Source organism: Streptomyces sp. NPDC046862 (assembly GCF_040704615.1).
GTDB lineage: Bacteria > Actinomycetota > Actinomycetes > Streptomycetales > Streptomycetaceae > Streptomyces.
Window position 1 is genome coordinate 110,546 of record NZ_JBEYXP010000022.1, and the last position, 24,314, is coordinate 134,859.

Below are 24,314 nucleotides of genomic sequence, written 5' to 3' on the forward strand. Positions count from 1 at the left end.
GCTGACTTCTGCCTCTTCCGCCCCTTCTGCCCCTTCCGGCGCTAGAGCAACTGCTTCAACTTCTCCGCCAGCAGGTCCCACCGCCATTTCTCCTCGACCCACTCCCGGCCGCGCTCCCCCATGCGGCGCCGCAACTCCGGGTCGTCGAGGAGGGCGAGCACGCGGTCGGCCGCATCCTCCGGGGAGCCGCCCCGGACGACCCAGCCGGTCTCGCCGTCGAGGACCGCGTCGGGGGCACCGCCCGAGTCGCCCGCGACCACCGGCAGCCCGGTAGCGGAGGCCTCCAGGTACACGATGCCGAGCCCCTCCACGTCCAGCCCGCCCCGGCGCGTACGGCAGGGCATGGCGAAGACGTCCCCGGCGCCGTAGTGGGCGGGCAGCTCCGCCCAGGGAACGGCCCCGGTGAAGCGGACCGAGCCGGCGACCCCGGTCTCGTGGGCGAGCGTGCGCAGGTCCTTCTCGTACGGGCCGCCGCCGACGATCAGCAGGACGGTCTCCGGCTGCCGGGCGAGGATGCGGGGCATGGCCCGGATGAGCGTGTCCTGGCCCTTGCGCCGGACCAGCCGGGAGACGCAGACCACGACCGGGCGGTCGGTCAGGCCGAGGCGGGCGCGGACCTCGTCGCCGCCCGAGCCGGGGTGGAAGGTCTTCTCGTCGACGCCGGGCGGAAGCTGCACCATGCGCCCGGCCGCCGCCGGGGTCAGGGCGGTCGCGATCCGGGAGCGCGTGTACTCGCCGAGGTACGTGATCGTGTCCGTGGACTCCCCGATCCGGCGCAGGAGCCCGCGGGCGGCGGGCAGCTGTGCCCAGCCCGCCTCGTGGCCGTGGGTGGTCGCCACGAGGCGCTCGGCGCCCGCCCTGCGCAGCGCCGGCGCCATCAGACCGAGCGGAGCGGCGGCCCCGAACCACACCGAGGTGCACCCGTGCTCCCGCAGCAGCGACACCGCGCGCCGCGTGGCGTCCGGCGTCGGCAGCAGCATGGTCGTCCGGTCGCGTACGACGGTGAAGGGCTGTTCGGCGTCGAAGGCGGCCGTGGACTCGACGCCCTCCCGGCTCCGCTTCCACGTGGACGCGTAGACGACCAGCCGCTCGGGGTCCAGCCGCAGCGTCATGTTGTGCAGGAAGGCCTGGATGCCGCCGGGCCGGGGCGGGAAGTCGTTCGTCACGATCAGGGTCTTGTGCATCTCGCCGCCGACCCTACCGGGCGGGCTCCCCCGGCCGGGCCCGACCGGGTTCCCCACAGCCCGGCCCGGCCCCGCCGCGAGCGCGCTCACAGGAGGACGGGGGATCATGTCTCCACACACGGGGACACACGGGACACACGAGCAAGAGCGCAGGTGGACATGGCGGCGGGCACACGGCGGTTCCCGGCAGGGCTCCTCGCGGCCTGGACCGCGACCAGACTGCTCCTGCTGCTGTTCGTCCTCAAGATCCTGGTCTTTCCCGGCCCGGACGTCACGAGCGACGTGTCGGTCACCTACCAGGGCTGGTACGAGGTCCTGCGCACCGGCACGTACCCCCTGAACGACGTGACGTGGCAGTACCCGCCCGCCGCCGCCCTCGCGGTCCTCTCGCCCGCGCTGCTGCCGTTCCTGGACTACGCGACCGCGTTCTTCGTCCTGGCCCTCCTCGCCGACCTGGTGGTCCTCGCGCTGCTGCTGTACGCGGGGACGCGCACCGGCAGGTCGCTGCGCGGCGCCTGGGTGTGGGTGGCGGGCGTGGCGCTGCTCGGGCCGACCGTGTACGCCCGGTACGACGTGATGGTGACGGCGGTCGCTGTGGCCGCGCTGCTCGCCGGAACGCGGCACCCACGCGTGATGGGGGCGCTCGCGGCGTTCGGCGCGCTGCTGAAGGTGTGGCCGGTGCTGCTGCTCCTCGGGGCGAGGAAGCGCGCGGCCTGGCTCTCCACCGCGGTGACCGGCGTGACGCTGGTGGCGCTGTTCGCGGTCTCGATGCCGGGCGCCTTCGCCTTCCTGACCTTCCAGCGCGACCGGGGCACGGAGGTCGAGTCCCTCGGGGCGCTCGTCTTCCACATGGCCCGCCAGTTCGGCTGGGAGGGCCAGGTGCTGCTCAACTACGGCTCGGTCGAGTTCCTCGGCCCGTACGTCGATGTCGTGAGCGCCGCCTCTCTGCTGCTGAGCGCGGCGGCCTTCGGATGGCTGGTGCTGTGGCGGGTGCGGGCCGGGCGGTTCGCTTCGTACACGCTCGCGGAGGCGGCGTTCGTGGCGGTGCTGATGTTCACGACCACGAGCCGGGTCATCAGTCCGCAGTACATGGTGTGGCTGGTCGGGCTCGCGGCGGTCTGCCTGTGCTTCCGGGGCAGCCGGATGGGGGTGCCCGCCTGTCTGGTGCTGGCCGCGTGTCTGCTGACCGTGCTGGAGTTTCCCGTGTGGTTCGACCATGTGGTCGCGAGTGACTGGCTGGGCGTGCTGTTGCTCTTCGCTCGGAACGGGTTGCTGGTGATCGCGACGTTGTTGGCCGGGCTGGAGCTGTGGGAGGGCACGGTGGGTGTCGCGTCTCCCTCGGCTTCGGTTCCGGTTCCGGTTCCGGTTCCCACCGGGGGTGTGGAGGGTGGGTCTCGTCTGCCGGGTTCTGAGGGTGGGCAGGTGCGGGTTCGTCGTGGCTTGTCGCGCCCACGCGGCGGAGCCGCATAATTCAACACAGCCCCGCGCCCCTGACAAGCACGGGCGCGCCGCGACACCGCGTACCGCCACCACAGCAGACCGCCGCTCACCTCCTGCCGGGTTCTGTCCGTAGGCGACTGCGGGTTCGTCGTGGCTTGTCGCGCAGTTCCCCGCGCCCCTGAGAGATCCGGGCGCACCCGGCAGCACAACGCCCCCACCGGCCCGCAGCCGCACACGCTCGCGAGGGGGTGTGCCGGGAGGTGTCCGCCCGCAGTGGCCGGCGTCCGTCGCCGAGGAGCTCACACACCCGCTCAGCCGCCGGACCGAGGACGGAGACCTCGCGGCGCGCCCTCGACCCACGACCGCACGCGTGGGCGATGCGGTGCCCCGCCCGGGCTCAGCCCAGTTGGGCTCGCAGGTACGTGCGCCACTGCGCCGTGAAATCGTCCGGCGTCGTCGCGAGCACGTCCCGCAGCGCGTCCTCGACCGCCCCGGACCGCTTCTCGTGGGCCCCCACCGCGCGGTAGAACTCGTTCAGGCGGACCTCGCCCCAGTGGTCCGCGATCATTCGGCAGGCCAGCCAGCCGCTCTCGTACGCCTGGGCGAGCCGTGTCGCGTTGCTGCCGAAGCCGAAGTCGGCGTCGTCCGGCAGGCGGCTCGGGGCGCGGCCCTCCAGGACGGCCCGCTGCAGCTCCGGGGCGACCTGGACCGCGCTGCGCCCGGTCTCCCGGTAGCCGACCCAGTCGGCGTAGCCCTCGGACAGCCACAGGGGCGTCGCCGCGGTCGTGTCCGCGCGGGTGGCGACGTGGGTGGTCTCGTGGGTGAGGACGACCTGGCGGCCGAAGCCGCCGAGGACGCCGTACGCGTCGGGGTTGACGATGATCCGGTCCGCGGGCGCGTTCGGGGAACCTCCCGCCTCACCCGTGGTGACCGCCGCGATGCCCCGGTACCCGGCGGCGGGCGCGCCGAGGAGCCCCGCCATCTCGTCCAGTGACCGGGGTACGAGGACGACGACCCGCCCCGCCCAGTCGTCGCCCCACGCCTCGGTCACCGCGGGCACGGCCCGGTCCGCCAGCGCCGCGTACCCGCGCAGGGTCGCGGCCTGCTGCCCGACCCCGAGGACGAGGCTGCGCTCGCCCTTCACCACCCGGACGGCGCCCTGCTCCCACAGCTGCTCGGTGGCCTTCTGGGCGGGCTCGTCGGAGGCGACGTACCAGGCTCCGTCGTCGCGGGTCAGCGTCAGGGCGCGGGCCGCCGTGACCGGCGCCTTGTCGTAGCCGCGTATCCGGTAGCGCAGTTCCGCCGAGGCCGTCGCCCGGTCCCCGGAGCGGTGGAAGCCGGTCAGGCGGTAGGACCAGGACGCCAGCGGCAGACTGCGCAGGTTCGCGAACTCGGCCATGCCCGTGGCGAGCCCGTCCCGGATGTCGGACATCGGCGCCTGAGTCCCCCGGTACGCCGACTCGTCCCGCTCCAGCACGGCCTCCGCGCGCCGGTCGAGCACGTGCTGGACGTCGGTCCGGGCCGCGTCGGGTGCGGGGCCGCCCCCGCAGCCCACCAGAAGGGCGAACACCAAGGACAGTCCCGCCCACACCGCACGCCGTCGACCAGCCACCTTTCCGATCGTACGGTGACCCGTCGCGCGCGGCGTACGCCGGTTCAGACTCGTGTGACCGAGGAGATCGGCATCATGCCGACCGGGTCGTAGCGGACGGGTGCGCCCGGATAGGGGGCGTGGATGACCTGGCCGTTGCCCGCGTACATGCCGACGTGGCTGGCGTCGTCCCGGTACAGGACCAGGTCGCCGGGCCGCGCCTCGGACAGCGGCACCTGGCGCCCGGCGTACCGCTGGGCCTGCGAGGTGCGCGGCAGCCCGACGCCGGCCTGGCCGTACGACCACTGCATCAGGCCCGAACAGTCGAAGCCGTAGGGCCCGTTGGCGCCCCACACGTACGGTCTGCCGAGGGCGGAGCGGGCCGCGGCGAAGGCGGCGGACGCGCGGGAGTCGGATGCGGGGGCCTCGGCGAGGCCGGGCAGGTCCGTGCGCCCGGCCTCGCGGGAGGCCCGGACGTACTCCTCACGCTCGGCCTTGGGCAGGGAGTTGAGCAGCCTGCGGGCCTTGGCGAGTTTGTGCTCGACGGTGCGCTTGTGCTGGGCGACGTCCTTGCGGCTTCTCTCCAGCTGCCGGAGTTTGCCGCTCGCCTCCCGGCGCTCCTGGGCGAGGTCGCGCAGGGCCCGCTGGAGGTCCTCGAGTTCCCTGGCGTGGTGGGCGCTGATCCGGTCGAGTGCGGCGGCCTTGTCGAGGTAGCTCTCGGGGTCCTCGGTGAGCAGCAGGGCGAGCGAGGGGTCGACCCCGCCGGAGCGGTACTGGGCCACCGCGAGCGAACCGAGCGCCTCCCGCATGGTGTTGACGCGCTCCTGCTGGCGGGCGATCGTGTCCTGCGCGTCACCGATCTGCTGGCGCAGGGCGCCGGCACGTTCGTCGGCCTTGTTGAACGCCTCGGTGGCCTGCTCGGCCTCCTCGTAGAGGCGGTCCACCTCGGCACGGGTTTCGTCAGGCGGCGCGGCGGCGGCCGGCCCGGCCGGTACGACGCCGAGGGCCGCGGCCGCGGCGGACAGTACGCAGAGTGCTGCGCTCGCGCCCCGGTCGGACCCGGGCGGTGCGAGGCGGCGATGGTGGGACCCCACGGGAAGCCGCTCTCCCTTCTCTGGCGGACACGGACCGTCCCCCTGTGCGGGGAAACGGCCAGACAGTAGCCCTGTGACCAGGCGTCGGCCAAAGAAGTCGTGGGGTGCGGAACGGGCACACAGCGTGACGCCCCGCCTCAGACGCAGGTCATCAGCGGGGCGTGGGGTCAGCGTCGCTCGCGGCAATTCGCCCGTTCGGGCGCTACGGCGTTCTGATCGTGAAGGTCAGATGCGGACGCCGAACTGGAAGGAACCGACGGTGTTCATCGACTCGTAGCGAACGACGGCACCCGGCTTCGGGGAGTGCAGGATCGTGTTGTTGCCCGCGTAGAGGCCGACGTGCGCCAGGTTGTTGAAGAAGACCAGGTCGCCCGGCTTGAGCTGGCTGCGGCCGATCTTCGTGCCGTCGTTCTGCTGGGTGTACGTGGTCCGGGTGATCGACACCCCGGCCTGGGCGTACGCCCACTGGGTCAGCCCGGAGCAGTCGTAGGAGTTGGGACCGGTGCCGCCGGACAGGTACGGCTTGCCGAGCTGGGTGGCGGCCGCGTTGAGGGCGGCGGCGCCGCGCTGGGAGGCAGGCGCCTCGTTGCCGAGTTCGACACGTTCCCCGGCGGAACGGCTGGCGCGCTGCTCGCTGTCCGCCAGCGCCGCCCTCTCCTGGGCCGTCAGGGTGTTGAGGAGCTTCTGCGCCTCGGCGAGCTTGTCCTGGACCTGCTGCTTCTTGTCGCCCAGGGACTTGCGGGTGTCCGCGAGGTCCTTGAGCTTCTCGGCGGCTTCCTCGCGCTGCTGGGCGAGCATCCGCTGCTTGTCCTGGACCTTCTTGAGCGCCTCGACCTGCTGAGCGCTCAGCTGGTCCATCGTGGACGCCTTGTCGAGGTAGTCGTCCGGGTCGGCGGAGAGGAAGAGCTGGACGGAGGGGTCGATGCCGCCCGTGCGGTACTGGGAGCTGGCCATCAGGCCGAGACCCTCACGCAGGTCGTTGAGCTCGCCCTGGCCGCGCGCGACCTCGTCCTGGAGAGTGCTGATCTCCTTCTCGAGCTTCTTCTGCTTCTCCTTGGCCCCGTTGTACTTGTCGGTGGCCAGCCCCGCCTCTTCGTAGAGGGCGTCGACCTTGGACTTGACCTCGTCCTTGCTCGGCTTCTCGCTGGGCGCGGCGTTCGCGGCCTGCGAGGTCAGAGCCACGGCGGCGGCGGCCGCGGTGGTGAGCACGGTGACACGTGCGCGGTTCGGCTGCTTCGGTCGACGGTGGGACGCCACGGAGGCGAGCTCCTTCTTCCTTCAGCCGCCTACCGACACACCGGTGGGCGGTGCCCCTCCACCGTCACTCCCCATGAGTGATCAACCGAGCGGAGGTTCGGGCCAGACCCTAGTGACCTTCTTGTGATCAGATCAAATCCTCGCGTGAAAAAACTATGTGACGCAGCGCATTCTTTGCCCTTAACTCACGTGCGGTGATGTCGGCTTGACGCTACGTTGCGTGACGATTCCGCCAATTCGGGCATAGGGACCCGTACGTTGCGCTTGGGACCTACGTGGCCCATGGGATGTACGGATCAGAAGGATCCGACGTTCAACCGGGCGTTCGGAGGCGACCGGAATCAGGCCACCGCGCGCCGCACCTGGGGACGGGTTTCAGCCGCGCGAGAACCGCTTCAGCAGGACCACCGAAGCCACCGGCCGGGCCCCCGCCTTCGCCACCCCGTCGGCCACCTCACGGTCGGTGGAGGCGACGATGACCGGACGCCCGGGCGGCTCCGCGCGCACCAGCTGGCGGATCAACTCGTCCGCGGTGACACCCGGCTTGGAGAACAGCACGCGCACCCCGCGCGGCGGCGCGAGCAGCACGGGCGCGGCCAGCTCGGCGCCGTCGAAGACACACGTCACCTCGGCGTTCGTCTGCGCGGCGAGCTGCGAGAGCTGCCCGAGGAGCCTGAGGCGCTGCTTCTCCAGCGGCATCTGCGGATAGCCGGTCTTGGTGACGTTGTAGCCGTCGACGACGAGGTGCGCCTGAGGCAGCGCGAGCAACTGGTCGAGGATCGCGGGGTCGTTCTCGGACAGGGCGCGGGCGGCGATGTCCTTCGGGGTCATGCGGCCGGGCTCGACGGCGTCCACGGTCTCGGCGGGCCGTACGGACACCGGCGGCAACGCCAGCTCGCGCCGCAGCCCTTGGGCCGCCTCCAGCACGGTGTCCAGGAGCAGCCGGACGCGCATGTCCTCGACGCTGCGCCCCTCGCGCGCGGCGCGCCGGGTGGCCTCCAGCGCCGCCTCGGCCTCCCCCAGCCGCGCCTTGAGCCGCCGGGTCTCGCTCTCGGCGGCCGACACCTGGGCGTGGCTCTCGGCGCGCACGGCCTCGACCTCGCCCTGCACCTTGCGCAACGCGGCCTCGCCCCGCTTGACGTCGCTGAGGGCTGCGCGCAGTTTGCGGTGCAGTGCTTCGGCTTCCTTCTTGGCCGAGTCCAGTTCCGCGCGCAGCCGCTCGGTCTCGGCCCGGGTGTGCCCGCGGGCCTCCGCGAGCTCCTCGCGCAGCCGCTCCAGCTCGGCGCGGCTCTCCTCGTCCGCGCGCTCCGCGTCCGCCCGCTGGGCCTCCTCGCCGGCGGCGGCGACCAGCTTGACCCATCCCGTGGGGCGCAGCACGTAGGCCGCGGCCGCGACGTCCAGCGGGTCCGCGGCCGGGGGCGGCGCGCCCGAGTCCAGGGCGGCGGCGAGCTCGGGCTGGGCCTCTCTGAGCCGCTCCCCGATGCGCTGCCGGAACAGTGTGTCGCCCTCCAGGGCCGCCGCCATGGCGTTGCCCGCGAACTTGGCCCTGCGGTTGGGCGCGAACCGGGCGTACTGTCTGAGCTGCGCGGGCAGTTCCGAGACGGTCAGCCCGCCGAAGCCGTCCGACACGATCTGCACCACGCGTCGGCGCACGCCCTCGGGCAGCGGACGGTCGAGCACCTCGGCGGCGCCGTCGCCCGGCCCCCCGCCTGTGGTCTCCACCATCCGTCACCCCAATACCTGTCCGGTACCTTTGCGGGGGCCGCTCCCGTCAGGAGCCTGCCCCCGGCCTGTCCACGAGTTCCACCTGGTCCACGGCGTTGCACCAGCGGCAGCGCACCGACTCGATCGTCTCACTGAGCACCTCGCGCTCCTCGACGTTCGGCTGCCCCGCCAGGTCGAGGTGCACGTACTCGACGACCTTCGACGAGCGGGTCACGTCGAACCGCGTGAGGTTGCCGCAGAGCGTGCAGCGCCAGCGGGTGGTGTCGGTCGGCAGGGGGACCGTCGTCATCGTGGCTGCTCTTCCTTCCAGTCTCCGTGATGCGCCAGTTTCCCTGGTGCGTGTGGCTCGTAACCCTACGGCCTGGCGGGTACTCGCCGCCCGTCCGGCCATGGCGGCGAGGCGCTCTGCGCGGTTCGGTCCCGTTACGTCATGATCTGCTCATGATCGGCGAGTGGAGCGCGAGGGCGGGCCGGGCGCTGCGGGAGCATCGGGCGCCGGTGACGTACGGACTGATCGGCGCCTGCTGCGTGATCTTCCTGATCGGGCCCTCGTCCGGCATGAACGCCGCGTTCGGCACCGGGGACGAGCTGCTCACCGCCCAGCGGGTGTACTTCCGGCGCTGGGGCGTCGTGCCGGCCGAACTGATCGGCGCCGAGCCGCGCGCCGTGCTCACGCCCGTGACGGCACTGTTCGTCCACGGGAGCTGGCTCCACCTCCTCGGCAACATGCTGTTCCTCTACGTCTTCGGCGCCATGACCGAGGAGCGGATGGGCCACATCCAGTTCGCCCTCTTCTACGTGGCCTGCGGCTGCCTCGCCCTCCTGGGGTACGCGGTCGCCAACGCCGACTCGTCGCAGACGCTGGTCGGGGCCTCGGGGGCGATCTCCGCGGTCCTCGGCGCGTTTCTGTACCTGTTCCCCGGAGCGCGGGTCACCAGCCTCTTTCCGTTCCTGTTCTTTCTTCCGCTGCGCTTCCCGGCGTGGGTGACCCTGCCGTTCTGGGTGGCCCTCCAGTGGCTCGCGGCCGGGCACGCCACGCGGGGGCCCGGGGTGGCCTACCTGGCGCACGTCGTGGGCTTCCTGCTGGGGTTCGCCTACGCGTGGGTGCGGTACATGTGGCCGACTAGAGTGACATCCCCAGCGTCCGCCCCCGAGGGAGAGAACCCGCCGTGATCACCGCGATCGTGCTCATCAAGACCAGCGTGGACCGGATCCCCGAGATCGCCGAGTCGATCGCCGCGCTGGACTCCGTCAGTGAGGTGTTCTCCGTGACCGGTACCTATGACTTGATCGCCATGGTTCGGGTGCGGAGCCATGACGATCTGGCTGATGTCATTCCCGGGCGGATCAGCAAGATCCCGGGGGTTGAGGGCACGGATACGCATGTGGCGTTCCGGACGTACTCCCAGCATGATCTTGAGGCTGCGTTCGCGATCGGGCTCGACAGCTGAGGTTGTTTGGCGTCTGCGGGTTCGTCGTGGCTTGTCGCGCAGTTCCCCGCGCCCCTTAAAAGCCTCCACTCCCCCTCAGATGAAGAGTTCCTCATCTTGGGCTCATCCTCGCTGTCGGGTGCCCGGCCCAGGCTGTGCTCATGGTTTTCTCTCGCCGGATGGTGGCCCTTGCCGCTGTTGTGCTGATTCCTCTCGGGATCGCCGCCACCAGCTTCGCCCTTACCGACAGTCCGGAGTCGCCCAAGGTGCCGCCCAAGGTCGAACTGGACAGCGGCTCACCCTCCCCGGCGCTCACCCCCTCCTCGCCCTCGCCCACGCCCAGTGACGAGGTCGTGTCGCGGCCTCCGGTGACGGACAGCAGCTCTGCGGATGACGACGATGACGACGACGGGCCCGGCGACGACGGATGAACGTCCGCGACGGCCGCTGTCCGCCCGGGTCCGCATCCTCCTCTGGCTGCTGCTCATGATGGCCGTGGCCCTCGGCTCGGTGGCGGCGACGACGCGATCGATACTGGTGCGGGACGTCGAGCACCGGATCAACGGACTGCTGGCCCAGGAGACCGGTGAGTTCGCCCACTTCGAGGAGCGGGGGGTCGACCCCGAGACCGGCCGGCCGTTCACCGATCCGGGGCGGCTGTTGCACGTCTTCCTGGAGCGGCAGTACGCCGACCCGGACGAGGAGCTGATCGGGCTGGTGGGGCGCCAGGGCCGGGGTCCCGCGCAGATCATCCAGCCGCCCCGGGACCTCCCGGTCACCGTGCCACTCCACCGGGACGCCGACGCCCGGCGCCGTATCTTCGACTCGCCCGGCTCCACCGGCGTCCTGGACCGGGCGTCGGGCGAGATCCGCTGGGCCAAGGTGGCCGTCGCCCGGCACGGCAGCGAACCGGACGCCGCGTTCGTGGTCGCCTTCCATCCGGGGCGCGAACAGGGCGGCGTGGACGACGTGTTCCGCATCATGCTCGCCATCTCCGGGGTGGCGCTGGTGCTGACGACCGGGATCGGGTGGGTGGTCGCGGGGCGGATCCTGCAGCCCGTACGGCTGGTGCGCGCCGCGGCCGCGCAGCTCACCGAGCAGGACCTCACCCGCCGTATCCCGGTGCGCGGCAAGGACGACGTGGCCGCGCTCGCCGAGACGTTCAACGCGATGCTGGACCGGCTGGAGCGCGCCTTCGCCGCCCAGCGGGAGTTCGTCGACGACGCCGGTCATGAGCTGCGTACTCCCATCACCATCGTGCGCGGGCACCTGGAGCTGATGGGCGACGATCCCGCCGAGCGCGAGGAGACCGTGCGCCTCGTCACCGACGAGCTCGACCGGATGAGCCGCATCGTCGAGGACCTGCTCCTGCTCGCCAAGGCCGAGCGTCCCGACTTCGTCACCCCGGAGCCGGTCCAGCTCGCCGAACTGACCGCCGACGTCTACGTCAAGGCCCGCACCCTGGGCGAGCGCGACTGGCGGCTCGACGAAGTCGCCGACCGGGAGGTGGAGTTGGACCCCCAGCGGATCACCCAGGCGATGGTCCAGCTCGCGCAGAACGCCGTGCAGCACACGACGCCGGGGCAGACCATCCGCATCGGCTCCCGCGCCGACGGCTCGCGCGTCGAGTTGTACGTCGTCGACTCGGGGCCCGGTGTGCAGCCGCAGGACGCCCGGGTCATCTTCGAGCGGTTCCGGCGCGGGACCTCACGGCGCGGCGCACGGGGTTCGGGGGCCGGGCTCGGGCTGTCGATCGTGCGGGCGATCGCGGAGGCCCACGGCGGCCGGGTCCGCCTGCACGACACGGAGGGCGGCGGCGCCACCTTCGTACTCGCCCTGGGAGAGGCACGCACATGAACCGCATCCTCATCGTCGAGGACGAGGAGCGCATCGCCTCCTTCGTCGAGAAGGGCCTGCGCGCCAACGGATTCACCACCACGGTGGTCGGCGACGGCGACGCCGCGTACGAGTACGCGCTGACCGGCGGCTTCGACCTCGTCGTCCTCGACATCGGGCTGCCCGGCCGCGACGGCTTCACGGTCCTGCGGGAGCTTCGGGAGGCCCGTGTGACGATCCCGGTGATCGTGCTCACCGCGCGGGATTCCGTACGGGACACCGTGGCCGGTCTGGAGGGCGGCGCCGACGACTGGATGACCAAGCCGTTCCGCTTCGAGGAGCTGCTCGCACGGGTGCGTCTGCGGCTGCGTACGGCGGCACGGGCGCCCGAGGTGACGGTGCTGCGGTCCGGTTCGCTGAGCCTGGACCTGCGGACGCGCAGGGCCCGGTCCGAGGAGCGGACGGTCGATCTCACGGCCCGCGAGTTCGTGCTCCTGGAACTGTTCCTGAGGCATCCGGGGCAGGTGCTGTCCCGCGAGCAGATCCTGTCCCACGTGTGGGGCTACGACTTCGATCCGGGCTCCAACATCGTCGACGTGTACGTGCGCGCGCTGCGCAGGAAGCTGGGCACGGAGCGGGTGGAGACGGTGCGCGGGATGGGGTACCGGTTGCCGGCGTGACCGGTGAACGCGCTGGTGACCGCACTCGTGACCGCACTGCTGACCGCGCTGGTGAACGGCCGCGTGAAGTTCCCTTCATGTGCGGCTCATCGACGGCTCACGGCCCGGGTGAACCCTCGATGACGTGACCCTGAACCTCCGCCTGACCGCGGCCCTCTGCGGGGCGCTGTCCCTGTGCGCGCTGCTCGTGGTCCCCGGCAACTTCCCCGGGCTCGGCCCCGACGCCCGCCTCACGCTCGCGGTCTTCGCCCTGGCCACCTGCGCCTGGATCGCCACGCCGATCGACGACACGTACATCGCGCTGGGCGCCGGGCTGGCGCTGACGGTGACCGGCGTGATCAGCAGCGACACGCTCTTCGGCACCCTCGGCGACTCGACGGTGTGGCTGCTGATCTGCGCGTTCGTGCTGGCGGCGGCGGTGACCCGGACGGGGCTCGCGGGGCGGGCGGCGGTGTTCCTGGTCGGCGGCGCGCGCACCGTACGGCAGTTGACGCATCTGACGACGGCCGCGCTGGTCGTGACGGCGTTCGCGGTGCCCGCCACCTCCGGCCGGGCCGCCCTCGCGCTGCCCGTGTTCCTCGCCCTCGCCAAGGCGCTGGCCGACCGGAAACGACTGGTCGTGATGCTGGCGTTGCTGTTTCCCACCGTGATCCTTCTGTCGGCGGTGGCGACCCTGATCGGGGCGGGCGCGCATCTGATCACCGTGTCGGTGCTGTGGGAGGCCACCGGTGACCGGATCGGCTTCACGGAATGGCTGCTGCTGGGCCTGCCGCTGGCCGTGGTGTCCTCCCATCTGGCGGCCGAGGCCGTTCTGCTGACGACGACCCGCCGCGCGGACCGCCGGGGTCCCGTGCGCATCACCGCCGAGCAGATCCAGGAGCACAGCGACCGCCCGGTCACCGGCCCCTGGTCGCAGGCCGAGACCCGGTGCGCGCTGCTGCTCGCCACGGTCGTTCTCCTGTGGTGCGCCGAGCCGCTGCACCGGGTGCCGCCCGCGGTCGTGGCGCTGATCGGCGCGGTCGTCGCGTCCTCACCGGCCCTGGGCACCGTGCGGCTGAAGGACGCGCTGAAGACGGTCCCCTGGTCGCTGCTGCTGTTCATGGCGGCGACGATGGCGATGGGTGTCGCGCTGGCGGACTCGGGCGCGGCGAAGTGGCTGGTCTCCGGGCTCCCGGTGAGCGTCACCCCGGCCGTGTTCCTGACCGTCGTCGTCGTGGTCAGCACGGCGGCGCACCTCGTCCTGCAGTCCCGTTCCGCGCGCTCGTCGGTGCTGGTCCCGCTGGTGGTGGCGGCGGCCGTGGGCGCGGGCGTCAACCCGGTCGCGGCGGCGCTCGCGTCCACCGCGGCGGCGGGCTTCTGCCACACCCTCCCGGCCTCCGCGAAGCCGGTCACGCTCTTCGCCGAGATCCCCGGGACGCCCACGTACACCCCGCGCGACCTGCTGCGCCTGTCCGCCGTCCTGGCGCCGCTGAGCGCCGTCCTCGTCCTGCTCTTCGCCGTCGCGGTGTGGCCGCTGCTCGGCGTGCCCACGACCCGCTAGGAGGAATCCCATGCTCAGCCGTGTCGCCGTAGCCCCCAGTGGCTTCAAGGAGTCCCTGTCGGCCCGGGCCGCCGCCGACGCCATCGCGGACGGCGTCCGCCGCGTCGTACCCGGCGCCGAGATCGACCTCATCCCCCTCGTCGACGGCGGCGAGGGCACGGCCGCCGCGCTGGCCGCCTCGACCAGGGGCCGGCTGGTCGCCCTGCCCGCCACGGGCCCGGTCGGTGAGCCCCTGGGCACCCACTTCGCGCTGCTCGGATCCCGGGACACGGCGGTCGTCGAGATGGCGGCCGTCGCGGGCCTCTCCCTCGTCCCGCACAGCCTCCGCGACCCGGGGGCGACGACGACGTACGGCGTGGGCGAGCTGATCCGGGCCGCCCTCGACCAGGGCGTACGACGCGTCCTCGTCGGCTGCGGCGACTCGGGTACGTCGGACGGGGGCGCCGGCGCCCTCCAGGCGCTGGGCGCCCGGCTGCTCGACGTGGACGGCTTCGAACTCCCGCCCGGCGGCCGTGAGTTGTCCCGGCTCCACCACATCGACCCGTCGGGCCTGGACCCCCGTCTCAAGGACGTCGACCTGCTGGTCGCCTGCAACCCGTACAACGTGCTGTGCGGCGAGCGCGGAGTGGCCCGTGTCTTCGGCCCGCAGAAGGGCGCGACCCCGGCGCAGGTGGAGGAGCTGTCGGCGGCCCTGGAGAACTGGGCGTACGTCCTGACCCGGGACGTCGCCGCCCCGGGCACGGGTTCGTACGGCGGCCCCGGCCTGGATCTGTACGCCGGCCCCGGCACCGGAGCCTCCGGCGGCCTGGGGGCGGGCCTCGCCGCCCTGGGCGCCCGCCTCCTGCCCCGCTTCGAGGTGCTGCTCGACCACCTCGACCTGGACGCCCGTCTGGCCCGCGCCGACCTGGTCGTCACCGCCGAGGGCGCGCTGGACCGCCAGACGCCGCGCGGCAAGGTGCCGGCCGAGGTGGCCCGCCGCGCCAAGCTGCACGGGCGGCCGGTGCTCGCCCTGGCGGGAACGCTCGGCGAGGGCGCGCACGAGGTGCCGGGCGTGGACGCCTGTCACGGCATCCTGCCCGCTCCGATGGCCCTGGCGGAGGCGCTGGTCCGGGCCTCCGAGCTCCTCACGGACGCCACCGAGCGCGCGCTGCGGATGATCGCGCTCGGGACCCGGCTACCGGTTCACGCCGGCACGGCTCACGCGGAGACGGCTCGGTCGGAGATGGCTCACGCGGAGGTGTCGGGCACGCAACGGCCGTTCTCCGTGCGGTAGTTCCACTGGGCGCCGTTCCGGACGAGCTCCTTGACCGCGCCGACGAACCGCTCGACGTGCTCGTCCGGCGTACCGGCACCGAAGCTCACCCGGATCGCGTTGAGCGACTTCTCGCCGGGCGCGGCCTCGGGGGCACCGCACTCGCCCTGGGTCTGCGGGTCACTGCCGAGGAGCGTCCGCACCAGCGGGTGGGCGCAGAAGAGACCGTCCCGTACGCCGATCCCGTACTCGGCGGAGAGGGCGGCGGCGAAGTGCGAGCTGTTCCAGCCCTCGACGACGAAGGAGATGACGCCGACACGCGGGGCGTCGTCCCCGAAGAGGGAGAGAACCCTGACCTCGGGGACCTCGGCGAGACCGTCCCGTACCGTGCGGACGAGGTGCTGCTCACGGGCGACCAGGTTGTCGAACCCGGCCTCGGTGAGGGCCTTGCAGGCGGAGGCGATGGAGTAGACGCCGATGACGTTCGGCGAACCGGCCTCGTGGCGCGCGGCGGTGTCGTGCCACTCGACGTCGACACCCCCGTCCGTACGCCGGGACACCTTGCGGCTCGCGCCGCCGCCCGCGAGGTACGGCTCCGCCTCGCGCAGCCAGTCGGCGCGGCCGGCCAGGACGCCGGAGCCGAAGGGCGCGTACAGCTTGTGCCCGGAGAAGGCGATCCAGTCGACGTCCAGCTCCCGTACGGAGACGGGGTGGTGGGGCGCGAGCTGGGCGGCGTCGAGGACGATGCGGGCGTCGTGGGCGTGCGCGGCGGCGGCCAGCTCGCGGACGGGCCACAGCTCGCCGGTGACGTTGGAGGCGCCGGTGACGCAGACGAGGGCGGGTCCGTGGGGGTCGCGGGCGGCGAGGGCGCGCTCAAGGGTGGTGACGGCCTCGGCCGGCGTGCGGGGGGCGTCGAGGTAGGTGACGCGGGCGTCGCGCCAGGGCAGCAGCGAGGCGTGGTGCTCGGTCTCGAACACGAAGACCTGGCAGTCGGCGGGGAGCGCGGCGGCGAGGAGGCCCAGCGAGTCGGTGGTGGAGCGGGTGAAGACCAGCTGGTCGTCGTCCCGGCAGTCGAGGAACTCGGCGACGGTCCTGCGGGCGTTCTCGAAGAGGTCGGTGGACAGCTGGGAGAGGTAACCGGCGCCACGGTGCACGCTGCCGTAGTACGGCGCGTACGCGGCCACGTCGTCCCAGACGCGCTGCAGGGCGGGGGCGCTGGCGGCGTAGTCGAGCGCGGCGTACGTGACTTCGCCGCCGGTCACGAGCGGGACCGTGACGTCTCGGCCGAGAACGGGCAGAGGGGTGCAAATGGCCTGGGCGGAGGCAGCGGTGACGACAGACATGGGGAACTCCCGTGAGAGGCACGCACGGCAAGAGAAGCGTGCGGGAAGAAGGGAAAAGGGTGCGCGGAGGCGGGGCTCTGCGGCCCTATCGCATTCGCTTGCTCACGGAAGGCTCCCTCGACGACCAGGACCCCTGGTTTTCGCGAGGGGTCCGCGCTTGCCGTAGACCTCGCTGCCTACGGCCTGGTCTTCACCCGGGGCACCCCGCCACGGACGGAGGGTTGCCGGACAGCCGGCCGGGGCCTTGTGGCTGTCGCTCATGACCTGTGCAGCATCTTGCCACACGATCATCCGGACGCAAGTGGGGTGTCCGGATGGCGGGATGGGGGGGTGCGGGGGTGGCTGCGGGCGGATTGTTTTCGCCCCCGCCGCCCCTACCCTCCCCCAGCTACCGCTGGGAGGTGCCCCCAAGGGGCTGAATGATGCGGGGACCTGCACGGTTTTTTAGGGGCGCGGGGAACTGCGCGACCAGCCCCCACTCACCCGCACCCAACGCACCCGCCCGCCCAGCCTCAGGGGCACCGTTACGCGTTGCTCGCCGCGACCCACCGCTCCAGCGCCCGCTTCGCCGCCCCCGAGTCGATCGACTCCGCGGCCTTCTCCATGCCCGCCCGGAGCTGGGCCGCGAGCGGCCCGTCCCCCGGCTCCAGCGCCACCAGCGCCGCCGCCGAGTTCAGCAGAACCGCGTCCCGCACCGGCCCGCTCTCCCCGTTCAGCAACCGCCGGGCCACATCCGCGTTGTACGACGCGTCGGCGCCCCGCAGCGCCTCCACGGGGACCAGGTCGAGACCGACGTCCCGCGGATCGAAGGTCTCCTCCGTGACCTTGCCGTCGCGGACCACCCACACCCGCGACGTCGCCGTCGTGGTCAGCTCGTCCAGCCCGTCGTCACCGCGGAACACCAGCGAGGAGTTGCCGCGCTCGGCGAAGACACCGGCGACGATGGGCGCCATCCGCGGATCGGCGACCCCGACCGCCTGGGCGCGCACGTTCGCGGGGTTGGTCAGCGGACCGAGGGCGTTGAACACCGTACGGATGCCCAACTGCCCGCGCGCAGCGCCCGCATGGCGCAGCGCCGGATGGAACTTGATCGCGAAGCAGAAGGTGATCCCGGCCTCCTCGGCCACCTCGGCCACCCGCTGCGGGGTCAGTTCGAGGTTGACGCCGAGCTTCTCCAGGACGTCGGAGGCGCCCGACGCCGACGACGCGGCCCGGTTGCCGTGTTTGACGACCTTCGCACCCGTACCCGCGATCACGAGCGCCGACATCGTCGAGATGTTCACCGTCTTGGCGCCGTCACCGCCCGTACCGACGATGTCGACCGTCTTGCCCGGCACCTCGATCAGATTGGCGTGCTCGTACATCGTCCGGACGAGCCCGACGATCTCCTCGACGGTCTCCCCTTTGGCCCGCAGCGCCACCACGAACCCGGCGATCTGCGCGTCCGTGGCCTCGCCGCGCATGATCAGGTCCATCGCCCAGGCGGTGTCGTCCGCCGTCAGGTCGCGGCCGGCGAGCAGTCCGTTCAGCAGAATGGGCCATGAGCGGCCCGCCGCGGTGTCGCCTCCAGCGGGGATCACAGCGCTCATAAGCCGCTCCTGGGTGATGGGGCAACCGATCAACGGATCAGTCGCACGGATCTCAACGGGTCCACCCTATCCAGCCCGGAGCATGGCGAAGGGCCCCGTCCGTACAACGGACGGGGCCCTTCGACTGTGCGCGTGGCGAGCGCAGCGATCAGTGGTGGCCGTGGCCGCTCGTGATCTCCTTGTACTCCTCGACGGTCGGCTTGGCGATCTGGCTGTCCTCGTCGTAGTACGCCTTGCTGAGCTTGGCGCGCAGCTTCGCGGAGCCCTTGATCTTGCGCTTGACGCCGTTCTCGTCGACGGCCGGGCCGATCTCGGCCGGCTGGTACTGCTCGTGCGCCGTGAGCGTGTGCAGCTGCTCCTGGCTGAGCGGCTCGTGGACCTCGATGAACTCACCGTGCGGCAGGCGCTTGATGATGCCCGTCTCGCGGCCGTGCAGCACCTTGTCGCGGTCCCGGCGCTGGAGGCCGAGGCAGATGCGCTTGGTGATGACGAACGCGATGACCGGGGCCACGAAGAACGCGATCCGGACGAACCAGGTGATCGAGTTGATCGACAGGTGGAAGTGGGTGGCCCAGAGGTCGTTTCCACCACCGATCAGCAGGACCATGTACCAGGTGATCCACGCGACACCGAAGGCCGTGCGGGTCGGGGCGTTGCGCGGGCGGTCCAGGATGTGGTGCTCGCGCTTGTCGCCGGTGACCCAGGACTCGATGAACGGGTAGACCGCGATCGCGACCAGCACCAGCGGGAAGATGACCAGCGGGATGAACACACCCAGGACGAGCGTGTGACCCCAGAGGTTGATCTCCCAGCCCGGCATGACACGGATCAGGCCCTCGGAGAAGCCCATGTACCAGTCGGGCTGGGCGCCGGTGGACACCTGGTCCGGACGGTAGGGACCCATGGTCCAGATCGGGTTGATCGTGGCGATCGCCGAGATGACCGCGATGACACCGAAGACCAGGAAGAAGAAGCCTCCGGCCTTGGCCATGTAGACGGGCAGCAGCGGCATGCCGACGACGTTGTTGTTCGTCTTGCCGGGGCCCGCGAACTGCGTGTGCTTGTGGTAGAAGACCAGGATCAGGTGCGCCACCACGAGGCCGAGCATGATGCCCGGCAGCAGCAGGATGTGGACCGAGTAGAAGCGGGCCACGAAGTCGCCGCCGGGGAACTCTCCGCCGAAGAGGAAGAAGGAGAGGTACGTGCCGACGACCGGCACGGACAGGACCGCGCCCTCCATGAAGCGGACACCGGTGCCGGAGAGCAGGTCGTCGGGGAGCGAGTAGCCGGTGAAGCCGGTGAACATGCCCAGGACGAACAGCAGGAAGCCGAACAGCCAGTTGACCTCACGCGGCTTGCGGAACGCGCCGGTGAAGAACACGCGCATCATGTGCACGAACATGCCGGCGAGGAAGATCAGCGCCGCCCAGTGGTGGATCTGCCGGATCAGCAGACCGCCGCGCACGTCGAACGAGATGTGCATCGTCGAGTTGAACGCCTCGGACATCAGCTGACCCTGCAGCGGGATGTACGAGCCGTGGTACTCGACCTCGTTCATCGACGGGTGGAAGAACAGCGTCAGATAGACACCCGTGATGATGATGATCAGGAAGGTGTAGAGGCAGACCTCGCCCAACATGAACGACCAGTGGTCGGGGAAGATCTTGCGCATGTTGGCCTTGGCCAGGGAGTAGATCCCCAGGCGGCCGTCGGCCCAGTCGGCGACCCGCTCACCGGCGGGCGCCTTCCCGCGGGAGCGGTCCGCCGCGCCGGCGTCCGATGCGGCCGTGGTGTTGTCGTTGGTGCTCATCCGCGCTCCCAGAAGGCAGGACCGACCGGCTCCTCGAAGTCGCCGAGCGCCTCGAGGTAACCGTCGTCGTTCACGCCGATCCGCAGCTGAGGCAGGGCGTGACCGGCCGGGCCGAAGATCACCCGGCCGCCGTCGGACAGGTCGAAGGTGGACTGGTGGCAGGGGCAGAGCACGTGGTGCGTCTGCTGCTCGTACAGGGAGATCGGGCAACCGACGTGGGTGCAGATCTTCGAGAACGCCACGATGCCCTGGAAGGACCACTCGAGCTCTTGCTTGTCCTTGATGTTGTCCGGCTGGATGCGGACGATCATCGTCGCGGCCTTGGCGATCTCGGTCTGGAAGTCGTGGTCGTGCTCCTCCAGGCCCTCGGGCTTGACGAAGGTGAGTGACCCGACCGCGATGTCGGCGGGACGCAGCGGCTCGTTCGTGTTCATGTTGACGAGCAGCTTGCCCTTGGACCAGATCGTGTGGCGCAGCTTGGTGCCGGGCAGCGGGCCGAGGTCGCGCAGCAGGACGACGCCGGAGAGCGGGAACAGGGCCAGCGCGCCGAACATCGTGTTGCGGATCAACTTGCGGCGACCGAGCGCGGACTCCTTGGCGCCCTCCGCGAAGTCGGCCATGACCTTGGCCTTGACCTCGGGCGTGGCCTCGATCGGGTGACGCTCGTCGGCGATCTCCGCGTCCGACATCAGCGTGCGGGCCCAGTGGACCGCGCCGGCGCCGATGCAGAACAGGGCGAGGCCCAGGCACAGGCCCAGCGCGAAGTTCAGCGCGCTGACGTGCCCGATCGGCCAGACGTAGATCGACTTGTCGACGTCGATCGTCACGTACGAGGCGATGAAGCCGACGGTGGCCAGCATCGACACCGTGAACAGCAGGGCGACCGTGCGCTCGGACCGCCTGGCGGCCCGCTCGTCGATGTCCTGGACGCGGTGCTCGTGGGGCGGCAGGCCGGGGTCCGCGAACGGGTTCTTCTCGTCCGCGACGCTCACGGCACCGTGCGCGTGCTCCTGCTCTGCGGGCAGGTTCTCTTCTGGAATGTCTTGGCTACTCATGACTTCTTGGCCTTTGCGGTCCGAGCGGCGACCCATACGGCGACGGCGATCAGCCCACCGAGACCGAAGACCCAGGCGAACAGGCCCTCGCTGACCGGACCGAGACCGCCGAGGCTGAGGCCACCGGGCTCCACGGTGTCGTCGCCGTTGACCGCGTCGAGGTACGCGATGATGTCCTTCTTGTTCTTCTCCGTCATCGTGGTGTCGGGGAAGGACGGCATGTTCTGCGGGCCGGTCTGCATGGCCTCGTAGATGTGCTTCGGGTCGACACCCTCAAGGGTCGGCGCGTACTTGCCCTCGGACAGCGCACCACCCTTGCCGGTGAAGTTGTGGCACTGCGCGCAGTTGGTACGGAAGAGCTCGCCGCCCTTGGCGATGTCCGCGCCCGCGGGGCTGTACTCCTCGTCGGTCGGGATGGACGGACCGGCGCCGAGCGACGCGATGTAGGCCGCGAGCTGGTCGATCTCCGCCTGGGAGTAGATGACCTTCTTCTTCGGGATCTGCGCGCCCGGCTGCTGGGCCGGCATGCGGCCGGTGCCGACCTGGAAGTCGACGGCCGCGGCGCCCACGCCCACGAGCTGGGGCCCGTCGGAGGTGCCCTGACCGCCGGTGCCGTGGCAACTGGCGCAACCCACGGAGTAGAGCCTCTTGCCCTCGTCGATGGCGAGGGACTGCGAGGTCTCATCGGCCTGCGCCTTGTCCGCGGGTGCGAAGGCGGTGTACAGCCCCGCGCAGGCCGCCAGCGCGATGAATAGGACGACGACCGCCGCCAGGGGATGGCGTCGTCGTGCGGAGAGCTTTTTCACGGATTACCCCGGTGTCAGGATCTTCTGCGTCGATGCTTCTGGCTGTGATCGGTTGTGGCCCGCGGCCGATGGGTCCGCCGCGGTCGGCAGCCCGATTACTTGATCAAGTAGATCGTGGCGAAAAGGCCGATCCAGACGACATCGACGAAGTGCCAGTAGTAGGACACGACGATGGCGGCGGTCGCCTGCTCGTGGGTGAACCTCCGGGCCGCATAGGTACGGCCGAGGACCAGCAAGAAGGCGATGAGACCGCCCGTCACGTGCAGGCCGTGGAAGCCGGTGGTCAGGTAGAACACCGAGCCGTACGCGTCGGACGAGAGCGAGAGGCCCTCGTGCTTGACCAGCTCCGTGTACTCGAAGACCTGACCGCCGATGAAGATCGCACCCATGATGAAGGTCACGATGAACCACATCCGGAGCTTCTTCACGTCCCCGCGCTCGGCGGCGAACACGCCGAGCTGGCAGGTGAGCGAGGAGAGCACCAGGATCGTGGTGTTCGTCGCCGAGAACGGCAGGTTCAGGGAACTGGCCTTCTCATGCCAGAAATCGGCCCCGCTCACCGATCGCAGGGTGAAGTACATCGCGAAGAGGGCCGCGAAGAACATCAGCTCGGAACTCAACCAGATGATGGTTCCGACGCTGGTGAGGTTCGGCCGGTTGACCGACGGGTGCGCGTGCCCGGTATCTACTGTCGTTGCTGTCGCCACGACCGACATTATGTCGGTCGCTTATCCCGCCCTCACTCCGGGGGGTCCCGTTCGGAGTGTCCGGGGTGTGCGAACCGCTGTTGACGTGGTGTTCATGGGGGTAGCATCCGCGCAACGGTGCTTGTCCGTACGACGCTGACGTCCCGGAGGAAGAATGCAGCCGACCGCCACGGTGCTGGTCTACAGCGACGACTCCAACACCCGCGAACAGGTGCGGTTGGCCACGGGCCGGCGGCCGGCTCCCGATGCCCCCTTGGTGGAGTTCGTGGAGTGTGCCACCCCCGCTGCCGTGATCCGGGAGCTGGACAAGGGTGGGATCGATGTCTGTGTCCTGGACGGTGAGGCCGTGCCCATGGGGGGTATGGGGGTGTGCCGTCAGATCAAGGACGAGATCTTCAACTGTCCGCCTGTACTGTTGTTGATCGGGCGGCCTCAGGACGCGTGGCTGGCGACGTGGAGTCGGGCGGACGCGGCGGTGACGCTGCCGGTTGAGCCGGTGGAGTTCGCGGGTGCGCTGGCTTCTTTGCTGCGGCGCCATGCGTTGAGCGCCTGAGAGCTCGGGCGGGGTTGTTGTAGGGCGGCTGCGGGTTGTGTGTGGCTGGTCGCGCCCACGCGGCGGAGCCGCATATGTACACAGCCCCGCGCCCCTGAAAGCCTCCCCGCGCCCCTTTCGGGGCGCGGGGAGGAGGCTTCCCGTCAGGTGGACTGCGGGGTCAGGCGGGGGCTCTCGTCGTGGTGGGCCGGGGTGCCGGCCATCAGGGCGCTGCCGGTCTGCCACTTGTCCCAGGGCAGGTTCCAGTCGCCGTAGCCGTTGCCGAAGGGGGCCATCGTGTCACCGTTCGAGTTGACGACCTGGACGATGTCTCCCTCGCGCACGGTGTCGTAGAACCACTGCGCGTTCGCGTTGCTCATGCCGGTGCAGCCGTGGCTGACGTTGGCGTAGCCCTGGGATCCGGTGGACCAGGGGGCGGCGTGGACGTACTCACCGCTGGTGGTGACCCTGACCGAGTTGTGCACGACCAGGTCGTAGAAGTCCGAGGCGCCGATGCTGGCGCTGGTCATCCGAACGGTGCCTTCCTTGGCCAGGATGACCTTGACGCCGTTGCGGGTCTCGTAGCCGGGCATGCCCGTGGTCACCGGGATCTCCTTGATGACCTCGCCGTTCTTGTAGACGGTCATCTGGTGGGCGGAGGCGTCCGTGACGGCGACGACGTTGTCGGCCGTGCTGAGCTTCAGGGGCTTGGCCCGGCCGCCCCAGAGGCGGTCACCGATCTTGATGCCGTTCAGGTTGCTGCGGACCTGGATCGTGGCGTGGGCGGGCCAGTACTCCTCGGGGCGGAAGTGGAGCTTCTTGTCGTCCACCCAGTACCAGGCGCCCTTGACGGCGGGCGTCGAGTCGACCTTCAGGGCGCGTTCCACGACGGCCCGTGAGGCGCTGTCCTTGACGGGGGCGCTGAGTTCGGCGGTGACGGGCTGGCCGACGCCGTACGTGCCCGCTCTGGGGCCGAAGGTGACGTTCAGCCGCTTCTTGGTGGTGGGTCTGCCGGTGCTGAGGGTGAGGACCTTGCGGCCGGGGGCACCGTCCTCGTCCTCGGTGCTCACACGGACCGTGTAGTGGGCGCTCGCGGCCAGCGGGGAGGTGCTGTGCCAGCGCCTGCCGTCGGCGGAGAGTTCGCCCGCGACGTAGCGTCCCGTCGCGTCCACGGCCGTGACGTCGGTTATTCGCCCGTCGTCGTCGGCCGTTATCTCCAGGGGTTTGTCGGGGTCGGCCTTCCGGCCCTCGCCGGTGGGTGCCTTGACCGAGATCTGGTCCGCCGCGTCGTACGGATCGGCGGAGAGCGGGTTGCCGCCCGAGCAGGCGGCGACGGCTATGCCGAGGGTGAGCGCCGGCAGGTAGCGCCGGGCGACCGTGCGGTTTCGCGGAGTGTGGCTCATGGCCCTCACGCTAGGAACGCGCCCCGGCGGCGGCGCGGTG

Annotated in this window: 22 protein-coding genes and 1 riboswitch; of the genes, 9 read left to right on the forward strand and 13 right to left on the reverse strand. The window is 71.0% G+C overall.

What is annotated here, in order from left to right:
• Window positions 1-41: 41 nt before the first annotated feature.
• Window positions 42-1,184, reverse strand: a complete 1,143-nt coding sequence (locus AB0959_RS24680; protein WP_366828680.1) for a glycosyltransferase family 4 protein — start codon at window positions 1,182-1,184, stop codon at window positions 42-44.
• A gap of 159 nt (window positions 1,185-1,343) precedes the next feature.
• On the opposite strand from AB0959_RS24680, the gene AB0959_RS24685 reads away from it, so the two are divergent.
• A complete protein-coding gene (locus AB0959_RS24685) occupies window positions 1,344-2,654 on the forward strand; it encodes a glycosyltransferase 87 family protein (protein WP_366828681.1) in 1,311 nt (436 codons plus the stop codon).
• A gap of 367 nt (window positions 2,655-3,021) precedes the next feature.
• On the opposite strand, the gene AB0959_RS24690 is transcribed toward AB0959_RS24685, so the two are convergent.
• The 5 genes from AB0959_RS24690 to AB0959_RS24710 form a co-directional block, all read right to left on the reverse strand.
• Window positions 3,022-4,236 (reverse strand): hypothetical protein, encoded by a 1,215-nt coding sequence (locus AB0959_RS24690; RefSeq protein WP_366828682.1) that lies wholly within the window; start codon window positions 4,234-4,236, stop codon window positions 3,022-3,024.
• Window positions 4,237-4,280: 44 nt separating this feature from the next.
• Window positions 4,281-5,309: an NlpC/P60 family protein gene (locus tag AB0959_RS24695; RefSeq protein ID WP_366828683.1), complete on the reverse strand. Its 1,029-nt coding sequence runs from the start codon at window positions 5,307-5,309 to the stop codon at window positions 4,281-4,283.
• A gap of 225 nt (window positions 5,310-5,534) precedes the next feature.
• Window positions 5,535-6,566, reverse strand: coding sequence for an NlpC/P60 family protein (locus tag AB0959_RS24700; protein WP_366828684.1), 1,032 nt, complete (start codon window positions 6,564-6,566; stop codon window positions 5,535-5,537).
• A 375-nt stretch (window positions 6,567-6,941) separates the two neighbouring features.
• A complete protein-coding gene (locus AB0959_RS24705; RefSeq protein ID WP_366828685.1) occupies window positions 6,942-8,291 on the reverse strand; it encodes an NYN domain-containing protein in 1,350 nt (449 codons plus the stop codon).
• 46 nt (window positions 8,292-8,337) lie between these two features.
• Window positions 8,338-8,580: a hypothetical protein gene (locus tag AB0959_RS24710; protein WP_366828686.1), complete on the reverse strand. Its 243-nt coding sequence runs from the start codon at window positions 8,578-8,580 to the stop codon at window positions 8,338-8,340.
• A gap of 152 nt (window positions 8,581-8,732) precedes the next feature.
• Here AB0959_RS24710 and AB0959_RS24715 point away from each other — a divergent pair, with 152 nt between their 5' ends.
• From AB0959_RS24715 to AB0959_RS24745, 7 genes are all read left to right on the forward strand, one after another.
• A complete protein-coding gene (locus AB0959_RS24715) occupies window positions 8,733-9,464 on the forward strand; it encodes a rhomboid family intramembrane serine protease (protein ID WP_366828687.1) in 732 nt (243 codons plus the stop codon).
• On the forward strand, window positions 9,461-9,742 hold the full coding sequence (locus AB0959_RS24720; RefSeq protein WP_366828688.1) for an Lrp/AsnC ligand binding domain-containing protein: 282 nt from the start codon (window positions 9,461-9,463) through the stop codon (window positions 9,740-9,742). The genes AB0959_RS24715 and AB0959_RS24720 overlap by 4 nt, the downstream gene beginning before the upstream one ends.
• Window positions 9,743-9,882: 140 nt before the next feature.
• Window positions 9,883-10,152, forward strand: coding sequence for a small secreted hydrophilic protein (locus AB0959_RS24725; protein WP_366828689.1), 270 nt, complete (start codon window positions 9,883-9,885; stop codon window positions 10,150-10,152).
• Window positions 10,121-11,578, forward strand: coding sequence for an ATP-binding protein (locus AB0959_RS24730; protein WP_366828746.1), 1,458 nt, complete (start codon window positions 10,121-10,123; stop codon window positions 11,576-11,578). Before AB0959_RS24725 ends, AB0959_RS24730 begins: the two co-directional genes overlap by 32 nt.
• Window positions 11,575-12,237 (forward strand): response regulator transcription factor, encoded by a 663-nt coding sequence (locus AB0959_RS24735; protein ID WP_366828691.1) that lies wholly within the window; start codon window positions 11,575-11,577, stop codon window positions 12,235-12,237. The genes AB0959_RS24730 and AB0959_RS24735 overlap by 4 nt, the downstream gene beginning before the upstream one ends.
• Before the next feature lie 124 nt (window positions 12,238-12,361).
• Window positions 12,362-13,777 carry an SLC13 family permease gene (locus AB0959_RS24740; RefSeq protein ID WP_366828692.1) on the forward strand — a complete coding sequence of 472 codons (1,416 nt, stop codon included), beginning with the start codon at window positions 12,362-12,364 and terminating at the stop codon, window positions 13,775-13,777.
• Between the two features lie 10 nt (window positions 13,778-13,787).
• Complete coding sequence (locus tag AB0959_RS24745; RefSeq protein ID WP_366828694.1) at window positions 13,788-15,050, forward strand: glycerate kinase; 1,263 nt, start codon at window positions 13,788-13,790, stop codon at window positions 15,048-15,050.
• Here AB0959_RS24745 and AB0959_RS24750 read toward each other — a convergent pair.
• The 6 genes from AB0959_RS24750 to AB0959_RS24775 form a co-directional block, all read right to left on the reverse strand.
• Complete coding sequence (locus tag AB0959_RS24750) at window positions 15,005-16,372, reverse strand: aminotransferase class V-fold PLP-dependent enzyme (protein ID WP_366828695.1); 1,368 nt, start codon at window positions 16,370-16,372, stop codon at window positions 15,005-15,007. The two genes, AB0959_RS24745 and AB0959_RS24750, sit on opposite strands and share 46 nt — an antisense overlap.
• Window positions 16,373-16,520: 148 nt before the next feature.
• Window positions 16,521-16,637: riboswitch (SAM riboswitch) on the reverse strand.
• 259 nt (window positions 16,638-16,896) lie between these two features.
• The gene (trpD, locus tag AB0959_RS24755) at window positions 16,897-17,961 is read right to left on the reverse strand and encodes an anthranilate phosphoribosyltransferase (RefSeq protein ID WP_366828696.1); all 1,065 of its coding nucleotides are present in this window, start codon (window positions 17,959-17,961) and stop codon (window positions 16,897-16,899) included.
• Window positions 17,962-18,109: 148 nt separating this feature from the next.
• Window positions 18,110-19,771: a cytochrome bc complex cytochrome b subunit gene (locus tag AB0959_RS24760; protein WP_366828697.1), complete on the reverse strand. Its 1,662-nt coding sequence runs from the start codon at window positions 19,769-19,771 to the stop codon at window positions 18,110-18,112.
• Window positions 19,768-20,826: a Rieske 2Fe-2S domain-containing protein gene (locus AB0959_RS24765; protein WP_366828698.1), complete on the reverse strand. Its 1,059-nt coding sequence runs from the start codon at window positions 20,824-20,826 to the stop codon at window positions 19,768-19,770. The genes AB0959_RS24760 and AB0959_RS24765 overlap by 4 nt, the downstream gene beginning before the upstream one ends.
• Window positions 20,823-21,632, reverse strand: a complete 810-nt coding sequence (locus tag AB0959_RS24770) for a c-type cytochrome (protein WP_366828699.1) — start codon at window positions 21,630-21,632, stop codon at window positions 20,823-20,825. The genes AB0959_RS24765 and AB0959_RS24770 overlap by 4 nt, the downstream gene beginning before the upstream one ends.
• A 95-nt stretch (window positions 21,633-21,727) precedes the next feature.
• Window positions 21,728-22,348 (reverse strand): heme-copper oxidase subunit III, encoded by a 621-nt coding sequence (locus AB0959_RS24775; RefSeq protein WP_366828700.1) that lies wholly within the window; start codon window positions 22,346-22,348, stop codon window positions 21,728-21,730.
• Window positions 22,349-22,493: 145 nt separating this feature from the next.
• Between AB0959_RS24775 and AB0959_RS24780 the strand changes: the two genes are divergently transcribed.
• Window positions 22,494-22,892: a hypothetical protein gene (locus tag AB0959_RS24780; protein WP_366828701.1), complete on the forward strand. Its 399-nt coding sequence runs from the start codon at window positions 22,494-22,496 to the stop codon at window positions 22,890-22,892.
• 143 nt (window positions 22,893-23,035) lie between these two features.
• Here the strand turns inward: AB0959_RS24780 and AB0959_RS24785 are convergent, their stop codons facing one another.
• Window positions 23,036-24,274 carry an Ig-like domain-containing protein gene (locus AB0959_RS24785; RefSeq protein WP_366828702.1) on the reverse strand — a complete coding sequence of 413 codons (1,239 nt, stop codon included), beginning with the start codon at window positions 24,272-24,274 and terminating at the stop codon, window positions 23,036-23,038.
• Window positions 24,275-24,314 lie beyond the last annotated feature (40 nt).

Bases quoted from the DNA above. Each gene is read 5' to 3' on its own strand.
- AB0959_RS24680 (WP_366828680.1), bottom strand. From the start codon at position 1,184: ATGCACAAGACCCTGATCGTGACGAACGACTTCCCGCCCCGGCCCGGC.
- AB0959_RS24685 (WP_366828681.1), top strand. From the start codon at position 1,344: ATGGCGGCGGGCACACGGCGGTTCCCGGCAGGGCTCCTCGCGGCCTGG.
- AB0959_RS24705 (WP_366828685.1), bottom strand. From the start codon at position 8,291: ATGGTGGAGACCACAGGCGGGGGGCCGGGCGACGGCGCCGCCGAGGTG.
- AB0959_RS24710 (WP_366828686.1), bottom strand. From the start codon at position 8,580: ATGACGACGGTCCCCCTGCCGACCGACACCACCCGCTGGCGCTGCACG.
- AB0959_RS24715 (WP_366828687.1), top strand. From the start codon at position 8,733: ATGATCGGCGAGTGGAGCGCGAGGGCGGGCCGGGCGCTGCGGGAGCAT.
- AB0959_RS24725 (WP_366828689.1), top strand. From the start codon at position 9,883: ATGGTTTTCTCTCGCCGGATGGTGGCCCTTGCCGCTGTTGTGCTGATT.
- AB0959_RS24730 (WP_366828746.1), top strand. From the start codon at position 10,121: ATGACGACGACGGGCCCGGCGACGACGGATGAACGTCCGCGACGGCCG.
- AB0959_RS24735 (WP_366828691.1), top strand. From the start codon at position 11,575: ATGAACCGCATCCTCATCGTCGAGGACGAGGAGCGCATCGCCTCCTTC.
- AB0959_RS24745 (WP_366828694.1), top strand. From the start codon at position 13,788: ATGCTCAGCCGTGTCGCCGTAGCCCCCAGTGGCTTCAAGGAGTCCCTG.
- AB0959_RS24750 (WP_366828695.1), bottom strand. From the start codon at position 16,372: ATGTCTGTCGTCACCGCTGCCTCCGCCCAGGCCATTTGCACCCCTCTG.
- trpD (WP_366828696.1), bottom strand. From the start codon at position 17,961: ATGAGCGCTGTGATCCCCGCTGGAGGCGACACCGCGGCGGGCCGCTCA.
- AB0959_RS24760 (WP_366828697.1), bottom strand. From the start codon at position 19,771: ATGAGCACCAACGACAACACCACGGCCGCATCGGACGCCGGCGCGGCG.
- AB0959_RS24765 (WP_366828698.1), bottom strand. From the start codon at position 20,826: ATGAGTAGCCAAGACATTCCAGAAGAGAACCTGCCCGCAGAGCAGGAG.
- AB0959_RS24775 (WP_366828700.1), bottom strand. From the start codon at position 22,348: ATGTCGGTCGTGGCGACAGCAACGACAGTAGATACCGGGCACGCGCAC.
- AB0959_RS24780 (WP_366828701.1), top strand. From the start codon at position 22,494: ATGCAGCCGACCGCCACGGTGCTGGTCTACAGCGACGACTCCAACACC.
- AB0959_RS24785 (WP_366828702.1), bottom strand. From the start codon at position 24,274: ATGAGCCACACTCCGCGAAACCGCACGGTCGCCCGGCGCTACCTGCCG.